This is a genomic window from Arthrobacter cheniae (assembly GCF_003602275.1).
Taxonomy (GTDB): domain Bacteria; phylum Actinomycetota; class Actinomycetes; order Actinomycetales; family Micrococcaceae; genus Arthrobacter_D; species Arthrobacter_D cheniae.
In genome coordinates, this window is record NZ_QZVT01000004.1 from 361,544 (window position 1) to 377,101 (window position 15,558).

16 protein-coding genes are annotated in these 15,558 nt (G+C 68.5%); 3 read left to right on the top strand and 13 right to left on the bottom strand.

Going from position 1 to position 15,558, the window contains the following annotated elements; translation table 11 throughout:
• Nucleotides 1-5: 5 nt before the first annotated feature.
• From folK to dacB, 9 genes are all read right to left on the bottom strand, one after another.
• The gene (folK, locus tag D6T63_RS09575; protein ID WP_120148799.1) at nucleotides 6-500 is read right to left on the bottom strand and encodes a 2-amino-4-hydroxy-6-hydroxymethyldihydropteridine diphosphokinase; all 495 of its coding nucleotides are present in this window, start codon (nucleotides 498-500) and stop codon (nucleotides 6-8) included.
• Complete coding sequence (gene folB, locus D6T63_RS09580) at nucleotides 497-958, bottom strand: dihydroneopterin aldolase (protein WP_120148801.1); 462 nt, start codon at nucleotides 956-958, stop codon at nucleotides 497-499. Before folB ends, folK begins: the two co-directional genes overlap by 4 nt.
• A complete protein-coding gene (gene folP, locus D6T63_RS09585; RefSeq protein ID WP_120148803.1) occupies nucleotides 955-1,866 on the bottom strand; it encodes a dihydropteroate synthase in 912 nt (303 codons plus the stop codon). Before folP ends, folB begins: the two co-directional genes overlap by 4 nt.
• A gap of 12 nt (nucleotides 1,867-1,878) precedes the next feature.
• Nucleotides 1,879-2,496 (bottom strand): GTP cyclohydrolase I FolE, encoded by a 618-nt coding sequence (folE, locus tag D6T63_RS09590; protein ID WP_120148952.1) that lies wholly within the window; start codon nucleotides 2,494-2,496, stop codon nucleotides 1,879-1,881.
• Nucleotides 2,497-2,562: 66 nt separating this feature from the next.
• Nucleotides 2,563-4,620 (bottom strand): ATP-dependent zinc metalloprotease FtsH, encoded by a 2,058-nt coding sequence (gene ftsH / locus D6T63_RS09595; RefSeq protein ID WP_120148804.1) that lies wholly within the window; start codon nucleotides 4,618-4,620, stop codon nucleotides 2,563-2,565.
• 178 nt (nucleotides 4,621-4,798) lie between these two features.
• The gene (hpt, locus tag D6T63_RS09600) at nucleotides 4,799-5,350 is read right to left on the bottom strand and encodes a hypoxanthine phosphoribosyltransferase (protein ID WP_120148805.1); all 552 of its coding nucleotides are present in this window, start codon (nucleotides 5,348-5,350) and stop codon (nucleotides 4,799-4,801) included.
• 3 nt (nucleotides 5,351-5,353) lie between these two features.
• Entirely contained in the window at nucleotides 5,354-6,538 is a 1,185-nt protein-coding gene (gene tilS / locus D6T63_RS09605; RefSeq protein WP_120148806.1) for a tRNA lysidine(34) synthetase TilS, read from the bottom strand.
• Entirely contained in the window at nucleotides 6,531-7,670 is a 1,140-nt protein-coding gene (locus D6T63_RS09610) for a zinc-dependent metalloprotease (protein ID WP_120148807.1), read from the bottom strand. Before D6T63_RS09610 ends, tilS begins: the two co-directional genes overlap by 8 nt.
• A 79-nt stretch (nucleotides 7,671-7,749) precedes the next feature.
• Nucleotides 7,750-9,189: a D-alanyl-D-alanine carboxypeptidase/D-alanyl-D-alanine endopeptidase gene (gene dacB, locus D6T63_RS09615; protein WP_120148808.1), complete on the bottom strand. Its 1,440-nt coding sequence runs from the start codon at nucleotides 9,187-9,189 to the stop codon at nucleotides 7,750-7,752.
• A 191-nt stretch (nucleotides 9,190-9,380) separates the two neighbouring features.
• On the opposite strand from dacB, the gene D6T63_RS09620 reads away from it, so the two are divergent.
• Both D6T63_RS09620 and D6T63_RS09625 read left to right on the top strand, forming a co-directional pair.
• Nucleotides 9,381-9,947, top strand: a complete 567-nt coding sequence (locus tag D6T63_RS09620) for an inorganic diphosphatase (protein WP_120148809.1) — start codon at nucleotides 9,381-9,383, stop codon at nucleotides 9,945-9,947.
• 121 nt (nucleotides 9,948-10,068) lie between these two features.
• Nucleotides 10,069-10,698 (top strand): hypothetical protein, encoded by a 630-nt coding sequence (locus tag D6T63_RS09625; RefSeq protein ID WP_120148810.1) that lies wholly within the window; start codon nucleotides 10,069-10,071, stop codon nucleotides 10,696-10,698.
• A 13-nt stretch (nucleotides 10,699-10,711) separates the two neighbouring features.
• Here the strand turns inward: D6T63_RS09625 and D6T63_RS09630 are convergent, their stop codons facing one another.
• Nucleotides 10,712-11,548 carry an HAD family hydrolase gene (locus tag D6T63_RS09630; RefSeq protein ID WP_120148811.1) on the bottom strand — a complete coding sequence of 279 codons (837 nt, stop codon included), beginning with the start codon at nucleotides 11,546-11,548 and terminating at the stop codon, nucleotides 10,712-10,714.
• A gap of 44 nt (nucleotides 11,549-11,592) precedes the next feature.
• The gene (serS, locus tag D6T63_RS09635) at nucleotides 11,593-12,873 is read right to left on the bottom strand and encodes a serine--tRNA ligase (RefSeq protein WP_120148812.1); all 1,281 of its coding nucleotides are present in this window, start codon (nucleotides 12,871-12,873) and stop codon (nucleotides 11,593-11,595) included.
• 92 nt (nucleotides 12,874-12,965) lie between these two features.
• On the opposite strand from serS, the gene D6T63_RS09640 reads away from it, so the two are divergent.
• Nucleotides 12,966-14,099: a diacylglycerol/lipid kinase family protein gene (locus D6T63_RS09640; RefSeq protein ID WP_120148813.1), complete on the top strand. Its 1,134-nt coding sequence runs from the start codon at nucleotides 12,966-12,968 to the stop codon at nucleotides 14,097-14,099.
• Here the strand turns inward: D6T63_RS09640 and D6T63_RS09645 are convergent.
• Both D6T63_RS09645 and D6T63_RS09650 read right to left on the bottom strand, forming a co-directional pair.
• A complete protein-coding gene (locus tag D6T63_RS09645) occupies nucleotides 14,096-14,443 on the bottom strand; it encodes a hypothetical protein (protein WP_120148814.1) in 348 nt (115 codons plus the stop codon). The genes D6T63_RS09640 and D6T63_RS09645 overlap by 4 nt on opposite strands.
• A 109-nt stretch (nucleotides 14,444-14,552) precedes the next feature.
• Nucleotides 14,553-15,527: a DNA topoisomerase IB gene (locus D6T63_RS09650; RefSeq protein WP_120148815.1), complete on the bottom strand. Its 975-nt coding sequence runs from the start codon at nucleotides 15,525-15,527 to the stop codon at nucleotides 14,553-14,555.
• Between the last annotated feature and the right edge of the window lie 31 nt (nucleotides 15,528-15,558).

Genomic DNA, 15,558 nt, shown 5'->3' on the forward strand with positions numbered 1-15,558 from the left:
GCGTCCTAGACTCCCTCGAAGGGCACCAGGCCCGCAAGGTCCTCTGCCTCCGCGGCCAGCTCTGCGACCGGCCGCCCGTTGAGCCGGGCACCGGAATCCATCCATGCCCAGGGTTGCAGGACGAAGGCGCGGACCGCCGCCCGCGGGTGCGGAATCGTCAGGGTCACATCGTCGGAGGTCCAGGATCCGTACGTGATGATGTCGATATCGAGGGTTCGCGGACCCCACCGGACAGTGCGCTTGCGATGATACTTCTCCTCGACGGCCTGGCAGAGCGCCAGGAGCTCGTACGGGCCGAGGTCCGTCTCCACCTCGATGACCATGTTGAGGTAGTCCGGCTGCTCGGGACCACCGACCGGCTTGGTGCGGACCACGGGCGACACGGCGTGGAGGCGCACGCGGTGCGGCTCCACGAGGTCGGCGACGGCGAGGACCAGGGTGTCGTTGCTGGCTCCGAGGTTACTGCCGAGGGCCAGGACGGACCGGACGGTGCCGGTCACGGTCGGCTCCTGCGGAGGGTCACGGCGACGTCGCCGAACGGTACCTCGATCGGAGCCTTCGGCTTGTGGACCGTGACGTCGACGGCGGCGACCGGGAAGGAGGCGAGGACCGCCGACGCGATGGTTTCCGCAAGGGCTTCGATGAGGTCGAACGGATCGCCCCCGATGATGCCGTGCACCAGGTCGGCGAGGTCCCCGTAGTGCGCAGTCCGGGCCAGATCGTCGCTGGTGCCGGCCGGTTGCAGGTCGAGATGCAGCACGATGTCCACAACGAAGGGCTGCCCGTCACGGCGCTCGTGATCGAAGACGCCGTGGTACCCCTTGGCCGTGATGCCCCTGAGCACCACGGTGTCGAGGAGGCCGGAGGGCGAGCCGGGACGGCCCGGGGCGGTGGCGGGCTTCGGCGCCTGCCCGCGGGAGACGCTCGCAGCCCTGCCGACGGTTCCGTCCGTGGTCATGGGCGTGGACCCACGGCGGCGGCGACCTTGACGGCGTCGAGGGTTGCGGCCGGGTCATGGACGCGGACGCCCCACGCACCGGTCGAAGCCGCCAGGGTGGCGACGGCGAGCGAGGCGTGATCACGCTCTACCGGCGCCGCAGCCTTCCCGGCGGACGTCAGCAGCGTTCCGAGGAACCGCTTGCGGGAGGCCCCGACGAGCACGCGATGGCCCAGCCCGGTGAAGACGTCGAGGTTCCGGAGGATGACCCAGTTGTGCTCGTCCGTCTTGGCGAAGCCCAACCCGGGATCGAGGATGATCTGCTCCGCCGCCACTCCGGCCGCGACGAAGCGGTCCCGCAGCCCGGTCAGCTCAGCAGCCACCTCGGCGACGACATCCCGGTACTCCGCGAAGCTGTCCATAGTCGTCGTGGTGCCCCTGCGGTGCGTGAGGATGTAGGGCACCTGACGATCAGCCACGAGCCCGGGCATGGCCGGATCGAACTCGGCGCCCGAGATGTCGTTGACGATCGCAGCCCCGGCATCGAGGGCCTGCCGGGCGGTCTCCGCGTGCATCGTGTCGATACTCACGAGCGCTCCCGCCTTCACGAGCGCCCTGAGCACGGGCAGGACGCGGTCCAGTTCCTCCTCGACCGACACCTCACGGGCGTTCGGCCGTGTGGATTCACCACCGACATCGATGATGTCCGATCCGCCGTAGTGCATGCGCAGCCCGTGGCTGATGGCGTCATCGGTGGACGCATACTTGCCGCCGTCGCTGAACGAGTCCGGAGTGACGTTGAGGATGCCCATCACGACGGCACGGTCCGTCGGCAGATCGCTGACGGTCCTGGCTGCACGGGCGGGCCGGATGACGGGCAGCGGCGACGTCGACGGCCCGGTTCCGGGCGCTGCGGCGAGTGAATCCATGGAGTCGGGTTCCTACTTTCCGAGAATGAGGCTCATGGCCTCGGCACGTGTCGCCGTCTCGCGGATCTGGCCGCGCACCGCAGATGTGACGGTCTTCGCGCCGGGCTTCCGCACTCCGCGCATGGACATGCACATGTGCTCGCACTCGATGACGACGATCGCACCCTTGGGCTTCAGGTGTTCCATCATCGCATCGACGATCTGGGTCGTCAGCCGCTCCTGCACCTGCGGTCGGCGGGCGTACACCTCCACGAGTCGCGCGAGCTTGCTGAGCCCGGTGACCCGGCCGTCCTCGGACGGGATGTACCCGATGTGCGCGGTCCCGTGGAAGGGCACCAGGTGGTGCTCACACGTCGAGTAGAACGGGATGTCCTTCACCAGCACGAGTTCCTGGTGCTCCAGGTCGAAAGACGTCGAGAGGACCTCGGCGGCATCCTGATGGAGCCCGGCGAACATCTCCGCGTAGGCCCGGGCCACTCGCGTCGGGGTCTCGAGCAGACCGTCCCGATCGGGATCCTCGCCGATCGCTGCAAGGATCTCCCTGACCGCCCGAGCGATGCGGGGCTGGTCCACGGGGGATCCTGTAGCGATCAGGGCAGCGTCCACCACCTGGTCGTCGAAATCTGTCATGGACATCTCCCTTCATCGGGCACTGCTCACCACCGGCCCGATGACCGGCGGCGTACCGCTGCAGGACTAGCTCTCCCGGCTGTCCCCGGGGCCGGTGCCCGATTCAGGCGACGGAAGATCCGAGCCGGCGACGTCGAAGTCGCTGGGGATGTTCGCGTCGGCGATCTGGTCCTGAGGAGCGACGGACTCGGGAGCGGGCTGTCCGCTCTCGAGCGCCTCCGCACGCTCCTTCTTCGAGACGACCGGGGGCAGGGAGTGCACGGGACGCGTCTGCTTCGACAGCCACACCTCGCGCAGGTCGCGCTTCCGCACCGAGGTGAAGACCTCGGCGATCTCCGCCTGGTTCAGGGTCTCCCGCTCCAGCAGTTCGAGTGCCAGCTGGTCGAGGACATCGCGGTTCTCGGTCAGGATCTGGTAGGCCTCGTCATGCGCATTGTCGATCAGGCGGCGCACCTCCTCGTCCACCACCAGGGCGATCTGGTCGGAGTAGTCCCGGTCACTCCCCATGTCGCGGCCCAGGAAGGGCTCACCGGCACCCTGGCCGAGCTTCACGGCGCCGATGCGCTCGCTCATACCGTACTGGGTGACCATCTTTCGAGCGGTGCCGGTAGCCTTCTCGATGTCGTTCGAGGCACCTGTCGACGGGTCGTGGAAGACGATCTCCTCGGCGACGCGGCCGCCCATCGCGTACGCCAGCTGATCCAGCAGCTCGTTCCTCGTGATGGAGTACTTGTCGTCGCTCGGCATGACCATGGTGTAGCCCAGTGCGCGACCGCGCGGCAGGATGGTCACCTTGGTCACCGGGTCGGTGTTGCGGAGGGCCGCAGCCACCAGGGCGTGGCCGCCCTCGTGGTAGGCGGTGATCTTCCGCTCCAGTTCCTTCATCACACGGCTGCGCTTCTGTGGTCCGGCGATTACGCGGTCGATCGCCTCGTCGAGGGCGCGGTCGTCGATGAGCTGCGCGTTCGAGCGCGCGGTGAGCAGCGCGGCCTCGTTGAGTACGTTCGCCAGGTCTGCGCCGGTGAACCCGGGCGTCTTCTTCGCGACACCCTTGAGGTCCACACCCGACGCCATCGGCTTGCCCTTGGAGTGCACGGACAGGATGTGCTCGCGACCCTTCATGTCCGGGGCCTCGACGCCGATCTGGCGGTCGAAGCGACCTGGGCGCAGGAGCGCGGGATCGAGGACGTCGGGACGGTTGGTCGCGGCGATGAGGATCACGTTGGTGGTTGCATCGAACCCGTCCATCTCGACCAGCAGCTGGTTCAGGGTCTGCTCACGCTCGTCATTGCCGCCGCCGATGCCGGCACCACGGTGGCGCCCGACGGCGTCGATCTCGTCGACGAAGATGATGGCGGGCGAATTGTTCTTGGCCTGCTCGAAGAGGTCCCTCACGCGGGAGGCACCGACACCGACGAACATCTCGACGAAGTCCGAGCCGGAGATCGAGTAGAACGGTACGCCGGCCTCGCCTGCGACGGCGCGGGCCAGGAGGGTCTTGCCGGTACCGGGAGGACCGTACAGGAGGACGCCCTTCGGTATCTTCGCGCCGAGGGCCTGGAACTTGGCGGGCTCCTGCAGGAACTCCTTGATCTCCAGGAGCTCCTCCACCGCCTCGTCAGCGCCGGCGACGTCGTCGAACGTCACCTGCGGCATGTCCTTGGTGATGAGCTTGGCCTTCGACTTGCCGAACTGCATGACCTTGGAGCCGCCGCCCTGCATCCGGCTGAGGAGGAACCAGAAAATGACACCGAGGATCAGGATGGGGAAGATCAGTCCGGCGAGGCTGAGGAGCCAGTTGCTCTCCGCGGGCTGGTCCGTGAAGCCGTCCGTGTCCGAGGTGTTGATGGCGTCGACCACGCTCTCGGCACGCGCCAGGCTGTAGTAGAACTGGACGTTCTTGCCCTTGTCCTGGTAATCCTCCCGCAGCGTCAGGTCCACGCGCTGCTCGCCGTCGTAAATCTTGGCCTGCTCCACCTTGTCCTCGCTGAGGAACTGCAGGCCGACGTTGGTGTCGACACGGGAGCTGCCCGTGCCGAAGAGGCCCGGAAGCACCAGCAGGAGCGCCACGACCGCCAGGACGATCCAGAAGATCGGCCCCTTGAAGATGTTCTTGAATTTCATTCGTCTCAGGGCAGCAAGCCCTGTCCCTCCTGCTGATGCAAGTGAATTTGTGCGGGCGCTCTACCGTATGGGTGCCCTTTGAGCACCTCAACCTATACACCGTCCGAGATTGTCCACGCGCGGATTGCACCAATAGTTCCCTCTTGGCGTAGCGGCGGAAATGCAGCCCGAAAGGGCTCTATTCGTAAACGTGGGGCGCCAGGGTGCCGATGAAATCGAGGTTGCGGTATTTTTCCGCGAAGTCGAGGCCGTAGCCGACGACGAATTCATTGGGGATGTCGTAGCCCACGTACTTGACGTCGATGTCGACCTTCGCGGCGTCGGGTTTCCGCAGCAGCGTGCAGATCTCGACCGAGGCCGGACCGCGCGAAAGGAGGTTCGCCTTGAGCCAGGACAGTGTCAGCCCCGAGTCGATGATGTCCTCCGCGATCAGGACATGCTTGCCCATGAGGTCGGTCTCGAGGTCCTTGAGGATGCGGACGACGCCGGAGGACTGCGTCCCTGAGCCGTAGGACGAGACCGCCATCCAGTCCATGGTGATGTGGGAGTGGAGGGCCCGCGCGAGGTCCGCCATGACCATCACGGCCCCCTTGAGGACGCCGACGAGGAGGATGTCCCGTCCCGCGTAGTCCGCGTCGATCTGCTGCGCCAGCTCGTTGATCCGCTGCTGGATCTCTTCCCTGGTATAGAGGACGTGCTTGAGATCTGACTGGACGTCGTTGGAATCCACCGATTACTCCTGGGTTGGACGGTGCGACTGCTTCACACCGGGGCCGTTGTTGCTGCCATTGTTACTGAGGACAAGATTGCCATAGCTTGGTTCTCCGCGAAGAACCGCCCGCCCGCGTACCTGGCGATGGACACTCACCTTCCCCCCGAGCTGCACCGGTCCGGCCGACCCCCTGCGGTCCAGCAGGGACTCCGCGGCCCGGAGTCGCTCGAAGCTGGGCTGGAATGCCCCCAGTTCGAGGGCCGCGAGGGCGAGGACGCGTTGCCTCAGCGCCGGAGGCAGGGCCCGCAGGCCATCCTCCGGGAGAAGCAGGGTCCCGTCGTCGCCCAGAACCCTCAATGATGCGTACTCCCTGGCGCTCAGCTGCTCCAGGTGGTCGGCGTCCTGTCCGAGGATGCGGGCGGTGCGGGCCAGCGCCTGGGCGATGCCCGGGCCGAGCTGGTCCTCGAGGAACGGCAGCACGTCACCGCGCACGCGGGACCGGGCGAAGCTCGGGTCGAGGTTCGTGGGGTCGTGCCAGGGGTCGAGCGCGTAGAACGCGCAGATGGCCTCGGTATCGGCGCGTCGGAGGTCGAGGAATGGACGCACGTAGAGGCCTCGACGCGCGGGCATCCCGGCGAGCGAGCGTGTACCGGATCCGCGGGCGAGCCCCAGCAGCACCTGCTCCGCCTGATCGTCGAGCGTGTGGCCGAGCAGGACCGCGGATGCACCCAGCGTGGCCGCGGCTTCGTCGAGCGCGGCGTAGCGGGCGCTGCGGGCGGCAGCCTCGGGACCCATGCCGTCGCGGTCGACCCTGACGCGGTGCACCTCGACCGGCTGCAGCCCGAGGTCCCGTGCCGCTCCCGCGGCCTTCTCGGCCGTCGCCGCGCTGCCCGGCTGGAGTGCGTGGTCGACGACGACGGCGCCGACCCGGCACCGGCCCGTGTGCGCGAAGTGCCCGGCGACCGCCGCGAGTGCCAGCGAATCGGGACCGCCGCTGCACGCGACGAGGACGAGCGGCAGAACTGCCCCCGGGGCATCCGCCGTGGAGGGAGTCCGGGCCGGCGCGGTGGCGGTCGACGATTCGTCCGCATCCCTCGACCTCCGTCCCTGACGCGGCGCCGTGTCCGCCAGGAGTCCCTCGAGACTCGCCTCCAGCAGGTTGCGTGCCGTACCGACGGCGGGAAGCAGCCGCGGGCGCCTAGCCATGACGCCGCAGGCTCATCCTGTCGATCCACTCGTCCGCCGCGTGGATCTCCCGCTCGGTGGGCAGGTGCTCGGCCGACTGCCAGACGGCATTGAAGCCGTCCATGCCCGTCTGGCTCACGACCCGCCGCACGAACTTCGCGCCGTCGCTGTACTGGCGCATCTTGGCGTCCAGCCCCATCAGCTGGCGGATGACCTTCTCGAGCGGCCCGCGTGACTTCCCCCGGGCGTTGAAGCGACGGCGGATGGTCTTGACCGACGGGACGATACTGCCGTCCACCCCATCCATGACGACGTTCGCGTGGCCCTCGAGCAGGCTCATGACCGCGGTCAGGTGGGACAGGCGCGCCTTGTCATCGGGGTCCTGAAGGATCGACAGCACCCCGATGTCCTGCGCCGGCACACCGTCCGCGGCAGGGGAATCCCTGAGCGCCCGCGACCTCGCCGTGGTGATGTTCTTCACGGCCGTACCCAGCCGCTCGGAGAGTGAGTCCGCCTTGTCCATGAGGCCCGATGTCAGCTCGCCGATGTGCCCGGTCATATGGTCCTTGAGCCAGGGCGCGGCGGCGAACTGCACGCGGTGCGTCTGCTCGTGGAGGCAGACCCAGAGCCGGAAGTCGGACGGATCGACGTTCAGTTCCCGCTCGACGGAGATGATGTTCGGGGCCACCAGCATGAGACGGCCGCCCTGGCCGTTGCGCGAGGGCACGAACGGGTCGTACTGCCCGAGCACCTTGCTCGAGAGGAAGGCCAGGATCGCGCCGAGCTGCGCGCCCGTCAGGTTCCCGCCGAGGGTCAGGGACGCGGACTTCAGTACCTCCGGCCGTGTCGTCGCGAGCTGGTCGAGCGCCGGCTCCATGAGCGTGCGGAAGCTCTGCGAGTTCGCCTTCGCCCAGGACGCGCGGTCGACGATGAGCAGCTCCGAATCCCGGAGGTCACGGGCGGCGTCGAGCCGCGAGATGGAGTGCACGTGACCCACGGACACATCCGCCAGTTCGCGCATGTTCTGCACCGCGCGGGCAATCTCCGCCGGCTTCATCGTGGGTCCGGCGGGAGTCAGGGATGCCGCGGTCGAAGCCGCGACGTCCCAGTTGACCAGCTGCGGGCGGGGTGCTGCGGACTCGTTCCTGAACATGCGCCTATTCGATCACATCCCGCCGGCGGAGGGCTCCGCAGAGCCGACGGTGGGGCTGGTTCGTCTGTCGGCGAACGGGTCAGCGGCAGCCGCAGGCCGCCAGGAGCGCCGCGGCATGATCCGCGGCGGTTCTCGCCTCGAGCGTGTTGCCATCGAGGCCGTCGGCGAGGAAGGAGAACACCAGGAGGCGGCCGTCCGCGGTCACGACGTGCCCGGTGAGGCCGGTGACCGCGTTGAGGGTGCCCGTCTTCGCCCGCACGGTCCCCGCACCGGCAGCGGCAGCCGGGTCCTCGGCCGTGAATCGGGTGGACAGGGTTCCCGTCAGGCCCGCGATCGGAAGGGACTGCGCGACGGCGGCGAGACCGGGATCCTTCGAGGCGGTGGTGCCGCGCACGAGGGAGGCGAGCTGGGCCGGCGAGACGGCATTCCGGACGGAGAGCCCTGCTGCGTCCCCGATCAGGAGGCCCTCCTCCGGAACCCCCAACCGTCCCGCGGCGGAGGCCAGCGCCTCGGCCGCTCCGCCGAAGGAGGCGGGGCGCCCGCTGTCGAGGGCGGCGGTGCGCGCGAGGGCTTCGGCGAGGTAGTTGTCGGAGATTTCCAGCATGCGGCGCACCTGTGCCTCGAGCGTGGCGGATTCCACGGCTGCGACCTCCGCAGCGTCCTCAGGCGTGGCCCGTCGCTGGACGTCCGTCTCGATGCTGATGCCACGCTCCCCGGCGGCATCCACCAGCGCTGCCGTGAAGGTTCGGGCGGCATCGAGGCCTGCGTCCTGGGAGCGGGGTCCACCTGCGCGCCCCTCCTCGATCCACGCCGAGTTGACGGCGAGGGCATGCAGCGGTGCAATCTCACCGGCGTCGATGTCCCCTTGGGCCCAGGTGGGATTCAGTCCGGCGCCGGCGAAGAGGGAGTCGTCGAGGAGGACGGAGTAGGGCCCCGAGCCCACGGGGAGGGCGGCGGCGGTGTCAGCCGCGAGCGTCCCGAGGCCGGCGTGCCCGACGACGGCGTCCGGAGCGGACGGCCCGGAACCGAGGAGCACATCACCGCCCCCGCGGAGGAACAGCGCGCCAGGGGCGGACAGGGACGTGAGGACCGACGTCGTCAGGGTGCGGTCCGGCTGCCCGAACGTCATGGACGCGACGGCGGTGAACAGTTTGATGTTGGACGCAGGGGGCTGAAGCCGCGCGGCGTCCCTCGCGTACAGGACCGTGCCGTCCGTGGAGTCGACCACCGTCCCCGAGAAGGAGCCCGGGCCCGGAATACCCAGGGCGGCGTCGAGCTCAGCACCCAGCACCGTCGGATCCGGGGCCGGCGCGGACAGCGAGAGCGGGGTGACGACGTCGGGCACCGCGACGGACGTGGGCGGGACCTGCAGCGCCGGAGTGACGGGAGGAGCGACGGACGGCGGCGGATCGACGGCGGCCAGCACGACGGGAGTGAGGTGGGTGGCGAGGGGCACCGCGATCGCCGCCATGACCAGGACCAGCACCAGCACGGCCAGCAGGCGGAGCGGTCGCATCATGGTGTCCTTTCGCAAGCTGTCCCGCAAGGCGCCGCGGAGCAGCGCCCAGCCCACGGGGAAATACTTTGGTACCGGCGCCCGACCGATATGTTAGGGCTGACGATAAACAGTAGACCGGCTGCGCGCCCCTTCCCCGGAAGGCGCGACCGCGGCCGCCACAGCACCACCGACCTACACCCACAGGAGTTGCCATGAAGCTCGACGTCACCATCGAGATCCCCAAGGGCTCGCGCGTCAAGTACGAGATCGACCACGAGACACACCGACTGCGCCTGGACCGCGTCCTCTTCACCGCAATGCAGTACCCCACGCACTACGGCTACTTCGAGAACACGCTTGGGGAGGACGGCGATCCGCTCGATGCCCTCGTCATGCTGCAGGACTTCGATCTGATCCCGGGCGTACTCGTGGAGTCGCGCCCCATCGGGGTGTTCAACATGACGGACGACGGCGGCGGAGACGCGAAGGTCCTCTGTGTTCCCGTCGATCCCCGGTTCGATCACATCAAGGAACTGTCCGACGTGTCGGACTTCCTGCTGGACGAGATCAAGCACTTCTTCACGAAGTACAAGGACCTGGAGCCCGGCAAGTGGGTCGAGGCCGCTGACTGGGCGGGCCGCGAGGAAGCCGAAGCCGAGATCGAAGCCTCACTCGAACGTTTCAGGCAGATCGGCGAAGGTAGCGCGCACGACGAGCCGCAGGGCCGCGATGTCGACGTCGCCGCGCGGAACACGACGGAGACACCCGAGGGCCGCTAGCGCCTTCCTCGTTCGACGGAGCTCCCGCAGCGCATCGTGCTGCGGGAGCTCCGTGCATCGAATGGCTTGGATAAGCAACGTCGTCCGGTTGATTTCCGCCGCCTACGTCCATACTGATGCCATGCACTATGTCCTCACGATCAACCAGCGTGATTCACGCGACGTCGGAGACCTCGTGGGGGAACTCCTGAAGGCCCTGCGCTACCTCCCGGCCGTCGTCCCCTTCCAGCGCTCGGTGGGCGACGAGGTGCAGGGCGTCGTGGACTCCGCGTCCACCGCCGTGGACGCGGCGCTGCGGGCCATCCGGTACCGGCGCTGGCACGTGGGCATCGGCGTCGGCGGCCTCACTCCCCCCGTGCCCGATCGGATCGTCGACGCCGAGGGCTACGGACTGGTGTACGCACGTCGAGCCGTGAACCGGGCCCGGAAGACCGGCGAACGGATCCCGCTCGCCGTGGAAGGCCCCGACGGCGAGATCGCGGCGGAGGCGGAAGCCGTCCTCCGGCTGCTCGGGCAGATCGTCTACACGCGCACCGATGCGGAATGGACCGTCCTCGATCTGATGACGCCGGGCGCCCGCGGACAGCAGAAGTACGTGGCGCAGGAGCTGGGCATCACCGCGCAGGCCGTCAGCCGCGCCGTCGTCCGCTCGCACTGGATGGAGGAGTGGGCCACCCGGCCGGCCGCCGCCCGCCTGCTGGACCTGACGCACGGTCCCGCGTCCCTGCCCGAGGCGTCCCTCGCGGACTGAGGCGTTTCCGCGGTCAGACCAGGGAGCGCAGTACCTTCGCGGCGCCGTCGTCGTACACGCTTCCCGTGACCTCGGACGCGGCGGACCGCACTTCCTCCGGCGCCTGTCCCATGGCGACCCCGCGCCCGGCCCACTGCAGCATCTCGATGTCGTTCCGTCCGTCCCCCACGGCCACCGTGAGACGGGGGTCCGTCCCGAGGCGCTGCCGCAGCACCTCGAGGGCACTGGCCTTCGTCACACCCGAGGCAGCGATGTCCAGCCACGCGGTCCAGCCCACCGAGTAGGTGACGCCGTGCAGCCCGATCGACGCCACGGCTTCGCCGAACTCCTCTGCGGAACTGTCCGTGCTGAACACCACCACGCGTACGGCGCGGCTCTCCAGCATCTCCTCGAAGTCGACGCTCTCCGCCTCCGAGCCGAAGCTGGCGTCCTGGAAGCTCTCGGTGGAGAGGAACCTGCCGCGATCGTCCTCGAGGGCATACTTGGCGGAGGGCAGGCGCTCCCGAAGAGCCGTCAGGGCCGGCCGGGGATCGAACGTCACCCGTTCGAGGACCTCGAACCCTCCGGGGGCTGCGGCATCGATCCTCAGCGTGACACCCCCGTTGGAGCAGACGGCGTAGCCGCTCGTGATCCCGAGGAGCCGGATGACGGGCACCGTGGCTCCGAGGGACCTGCCCGTGGCGATGATGACGTCGTGCCCGGCTTCGATGACGGCCTGCGCGGCGTCGCGCACCTCTTCCGTCATGGAGCCCTCGTGATCCACGAGGGTGCCGTCGACGTCGAGGGCGATCAGATGCTGTGTTCGGTTCTTCTGTCGGTCATCGATGCCGACATTGATGGAGGTGCTCATGGTTCAGTCAACCAGACCCCACTGACGCACCGATAGAGCCGCGCTCACAGTACCGGAAGCGTTTCCAGTCCGTTAATATACGGACGCAGAGCAACGGGGACGGTGACCGAGCCGTCGGCGTTCTGGTGATGCTCGAGGATTGCCACGATCCAGCGCGTCGTCGCGAGCGTGCCGTTCAGGGTGGCGACGGCGCGCGTGCCCTTCTGTCCCTCGCCCTCCTGGCGTTCGCGGATGTTCAGCCGACGGGCCTGGAAGGTGGTGCAGTTGGACGTCGAGGTCAGCTCCCGGTAATCGGCCTGGGTGGGAACCCACGCCTCGCAGTCGAACTTGCGTGCGGCGGACATACCGAGGTCTCCCGCGGCGGTGTCGATGACGCGGTAGGGCAGCTCGACCTTCGCAAGCATCTCCTCCTCCCAGGCGAGGAGGCGCTCGTGCTCTGCGGCGGCGTCCTCGACGGAGGTGTAGGTGAACATCTCCACCTTGTTGAACTGATGCACGCGCATGATGCCGCGGGTGTCCTTGCCGTGAGAACCGGCCTCGCGCCGGTAGCAGGAGGACCAGCCGGCGTAGCGCACGGGTCCGGCGGTCAGGTCGATGATCTCGTCCGAGTGGTATCCGGCGAGCGCCACCTCGGAGGTTCCGACGAGGTAGAGGTTGTCCTCCTCGAGGCGGTAGATCTCGGCGTCGTGGGCTATGTCGAAGCCGGTGCCCTGCATGGTTTCCGGGCGGACGAGCGTGGGCGTGATCATGGGCGTGAAGCCCGCCTTTATCGCCTGGTCGAGGGCCATCTGCAGCAGGGCGATCTCGAGCCTTGCACCGACACCCTTGAGGAAGTAGAAGCGTGAGCCGGAGACCTTGGCGCCCCGCTCCATGTCGATCGCCCCGATCAGTTCACCGATCTCGAGGTGGTCCCGGGGTTCGAAGCCGTCCGCGGCGAAGTCCCGGGGGGTTCCTACCTTCCGGAGGACCACGTAGTCGTCCTCCCCGCCCTCGGGTACACCCTCCTGCACGAGGTTCGGCAGCTTGCGCAGGAGGACCTCCTGCTCGGCCTTGGCTTCCTCAGCGGTGGCGGCCGCCGCCTTCACGGACGCCGCCAGCTCCTTGACCTCTGCCAGGAGCGCCTGCTTCTCCTCGCCCTTGGCCTGGGCGACCCGCTTGCCGAACGCGTTCTGCTCCGCTCGGAGCGTCTCGTACCGGGTGACGGACTCCCGCCGCGTCGCGTCCGCCGAGAGGATGGCATCGACGAGGGATTCATCCGCCCTGCGGGCGCGCTGTGATGCTCGGAACTGCTCTGGATTCAGGCGGAGGTCGTTGACGTCAATCACACGGTCAAGACTACCCAACGCCCTGCACGGCCACGGCGCAGGGGAAGCGTCGGGGAGGTGCGGGGGGTGGCGCGCCGCTATTGTGGGTGACCATGCGCCGCAAACTACTCGCTGGAACCGCCGCGGCCTCCGCCGCTGTCGCGTCCCTCCAGAGCTACTGGTCGGTCCGGCGGTTGCAGCAGACCCGTACACCGACGGCTTCCGTCCACGAACCGATGCCGGTTGCCGGAGGGCATCAGCGCGTCGCCCTCGTGCTCAACCCCTCGAAGCTGCAGGCCGATATCACCCGCGCACTCGTGGAGCAGGCCTGCTCCGATGCCGGCTGGGAGCCGCCCCTCGTCCTCGAGACCACCATCGGGGACCCGGGCACCGGCCAGGCGGAGCGAGCCCTGGACGCAGGCGTCGACGTCGTCATCGCCGCCGGGGGCGACGGCACGGTCCGCGCCGTGGCACAGGCCCTCGCGCACCGGCCGGCGGCCCTCGGGCTCCTGCCGCTCGGCACCGGGAACCTTCTGGTGAGGAACCTGGGCCTGCCCTACAACGACATCGCCGGGTGCCTCCGCCTCGCCCTGCACGGGTACGAGCGACGCATCGACATGGCGCGCATCACCCTCCGCAACGACAGCACCCACACCAGTTCGGAGCAGCCGTTCCTCGTCATGGGAGGGGTCGGCTTCGATGCGAGCGTGGTGGCCGATGCCAAGCAGGACCTGAAGGACAAGTTCGGGTGGCTCGCCTACAGCGAGGCGGGCGTGCGCCACCTGCCGGGCCGACGACGACGCATCTCCATCAGCCTGGACGGCCAGCCGCCGCAGAGCCGGAAGGTCCGCAGCCTGCTGGTGGCGAATTGCGGGAAGCTGCCGGCGGGCGTCGATTTCGTGCCGAACGCAATGATCGACGACGGCTACCTCGACGTGGTGGTGCTCAGCCCCCGGAGCCTGGTCGGCTGGACCTGGATGGCGGCGAAGATCCTGCTCCGGCACAGCGGCGTGATCCCGGTCATCAGCTACTACCGGGCTCGGGAGGTCACCGTCTGGTCCGGCGACCCGATCGACACCCAACTCGACGGCGACGCTTCCGGCTCGACGACGTCGTTGACGGCCCGGGTGGACCCGGGCGCACTGATGGTCCGGGTGCCGGCGTCGGCTCCCGGACCATCGGGGTCCACCTCGGACCTGCCGTCGGACCTCCAGAGAAGGTGGCAGCGGCTCCTGCGCCGCTCCTAGCGGTCGCGGTCCGTGTACTCGCCCTCGCCCTCGGGATCGTCGACGAGGGGCCTGTCCTTGTCGGTGTATTCGCCCTCCTTCACGGGATCCTGCGCGGAGGTGTAGCCGCCCGATCCTTCGGCGGGTTCGGAGCTGGTGTAGTGACCCTCCTGCTCGGAAGCCGCGACGGCCTCCGAGGGGTCGCGGTCGGCGCGGTCGGCCTGCTCCTTGATGAGGGCCTGCTCCTCGGCGAAACGCAGGTCGTTGCCCTGGTCCCCGATGTCGCCGTGCCAGTTCGGATCCGACGTCGAGCCGTCACCCTTGTTGGGGTTGACGATGTGTCCTCCATGAGCGTTCTCGGTCATGATGCTGCCTTTCGTCGAAGGATGCGCTCCTCGTTGGGCGCCCGTTGCCAGCGTACTGACGATCGGGATGGTTTGGATATGCGGAAGTGCTGCGGCCGGCCGATTCCGGTCAGTCGCGCAGCAGTTCCTGGACAGCCTTCTCGGAGGCCGAGTAGGTGGTGATGGGGATGACCTCGCCGCTCATGAACCTGTCGACGAGCCGGGGGTCGACGTACGAGCTGCGGGCGACGGTCGGGGTGTTGCCGAGGTGGTCCGCGACAGCTTTCATGGTGGCGCTGACGGCCTTCTGGCGCGCGGTGCGGCTCGTCGCCTTGAGGTCCTCCTTGGCCAGTGCCATGGCGGCGACAACGGTGGCCTGCCAGGTCCTGAAGTCCTTCGCGGTGAACGGACCGCCCGTGACCTGCCGGAGGAACTCGTTGAGCTGCGAGCCGTCGACGTGGTGCCAGATCCGGTCGTCGGTCTGATAGGCGAGGACGGTGTCAGCGTCCTGACGCTCCATCATGGGGCGCAGGGCGGCGGCGAGGTCCGCGTCCTCGAGGCGGGTGTCCCATTGCTGGCCGCTCTTGCCGGGGAAGTCGAAGATGACGAGGTCACCCTCGATGGTGCAGTGCTCCACGAGCAGAGTGGTGACTCCGAAGGAGCCGTTCGCCTCGGCGTACTGCGTGGAGCCGATCCGGAGGGCGCCGGCATCCACGATCCGGAGCGCGGCGGCGAAGGCGCGCTCGCGTGAGACTCCGTCGCTGCGCAGGTGCTGGGTGATGACGCGGCGGGCACTCGGAAGCTTGGCCCCGAAGTCGAGGGCGCGGTCGAACTTCTCGCGGTCCTTCTGCTCGCGCCAGGCCGGGTGGTACATGTACTGGCGCCGGCCGGCGTCGTCCGTGCCGATGGCCTGGACATGGCCATTGGGGTACGGCGCGATCCACACGTCCTTCCAGGCGGGTGGGATCACGAGGTCCCTGATGCGCTCGATCTCGTCGCGATCCTGCAGCAGCTCGCCATTCGGCGCACGGTAGCTGAAGCCCTTGCCATGGCGTCGGCGGGAGATACCGGGCCTGCGCGTGTTGCTGCGGCGCAATCGAGCCATCGTAGAACCAGCCTTCGAGTGGGAGGAGGAC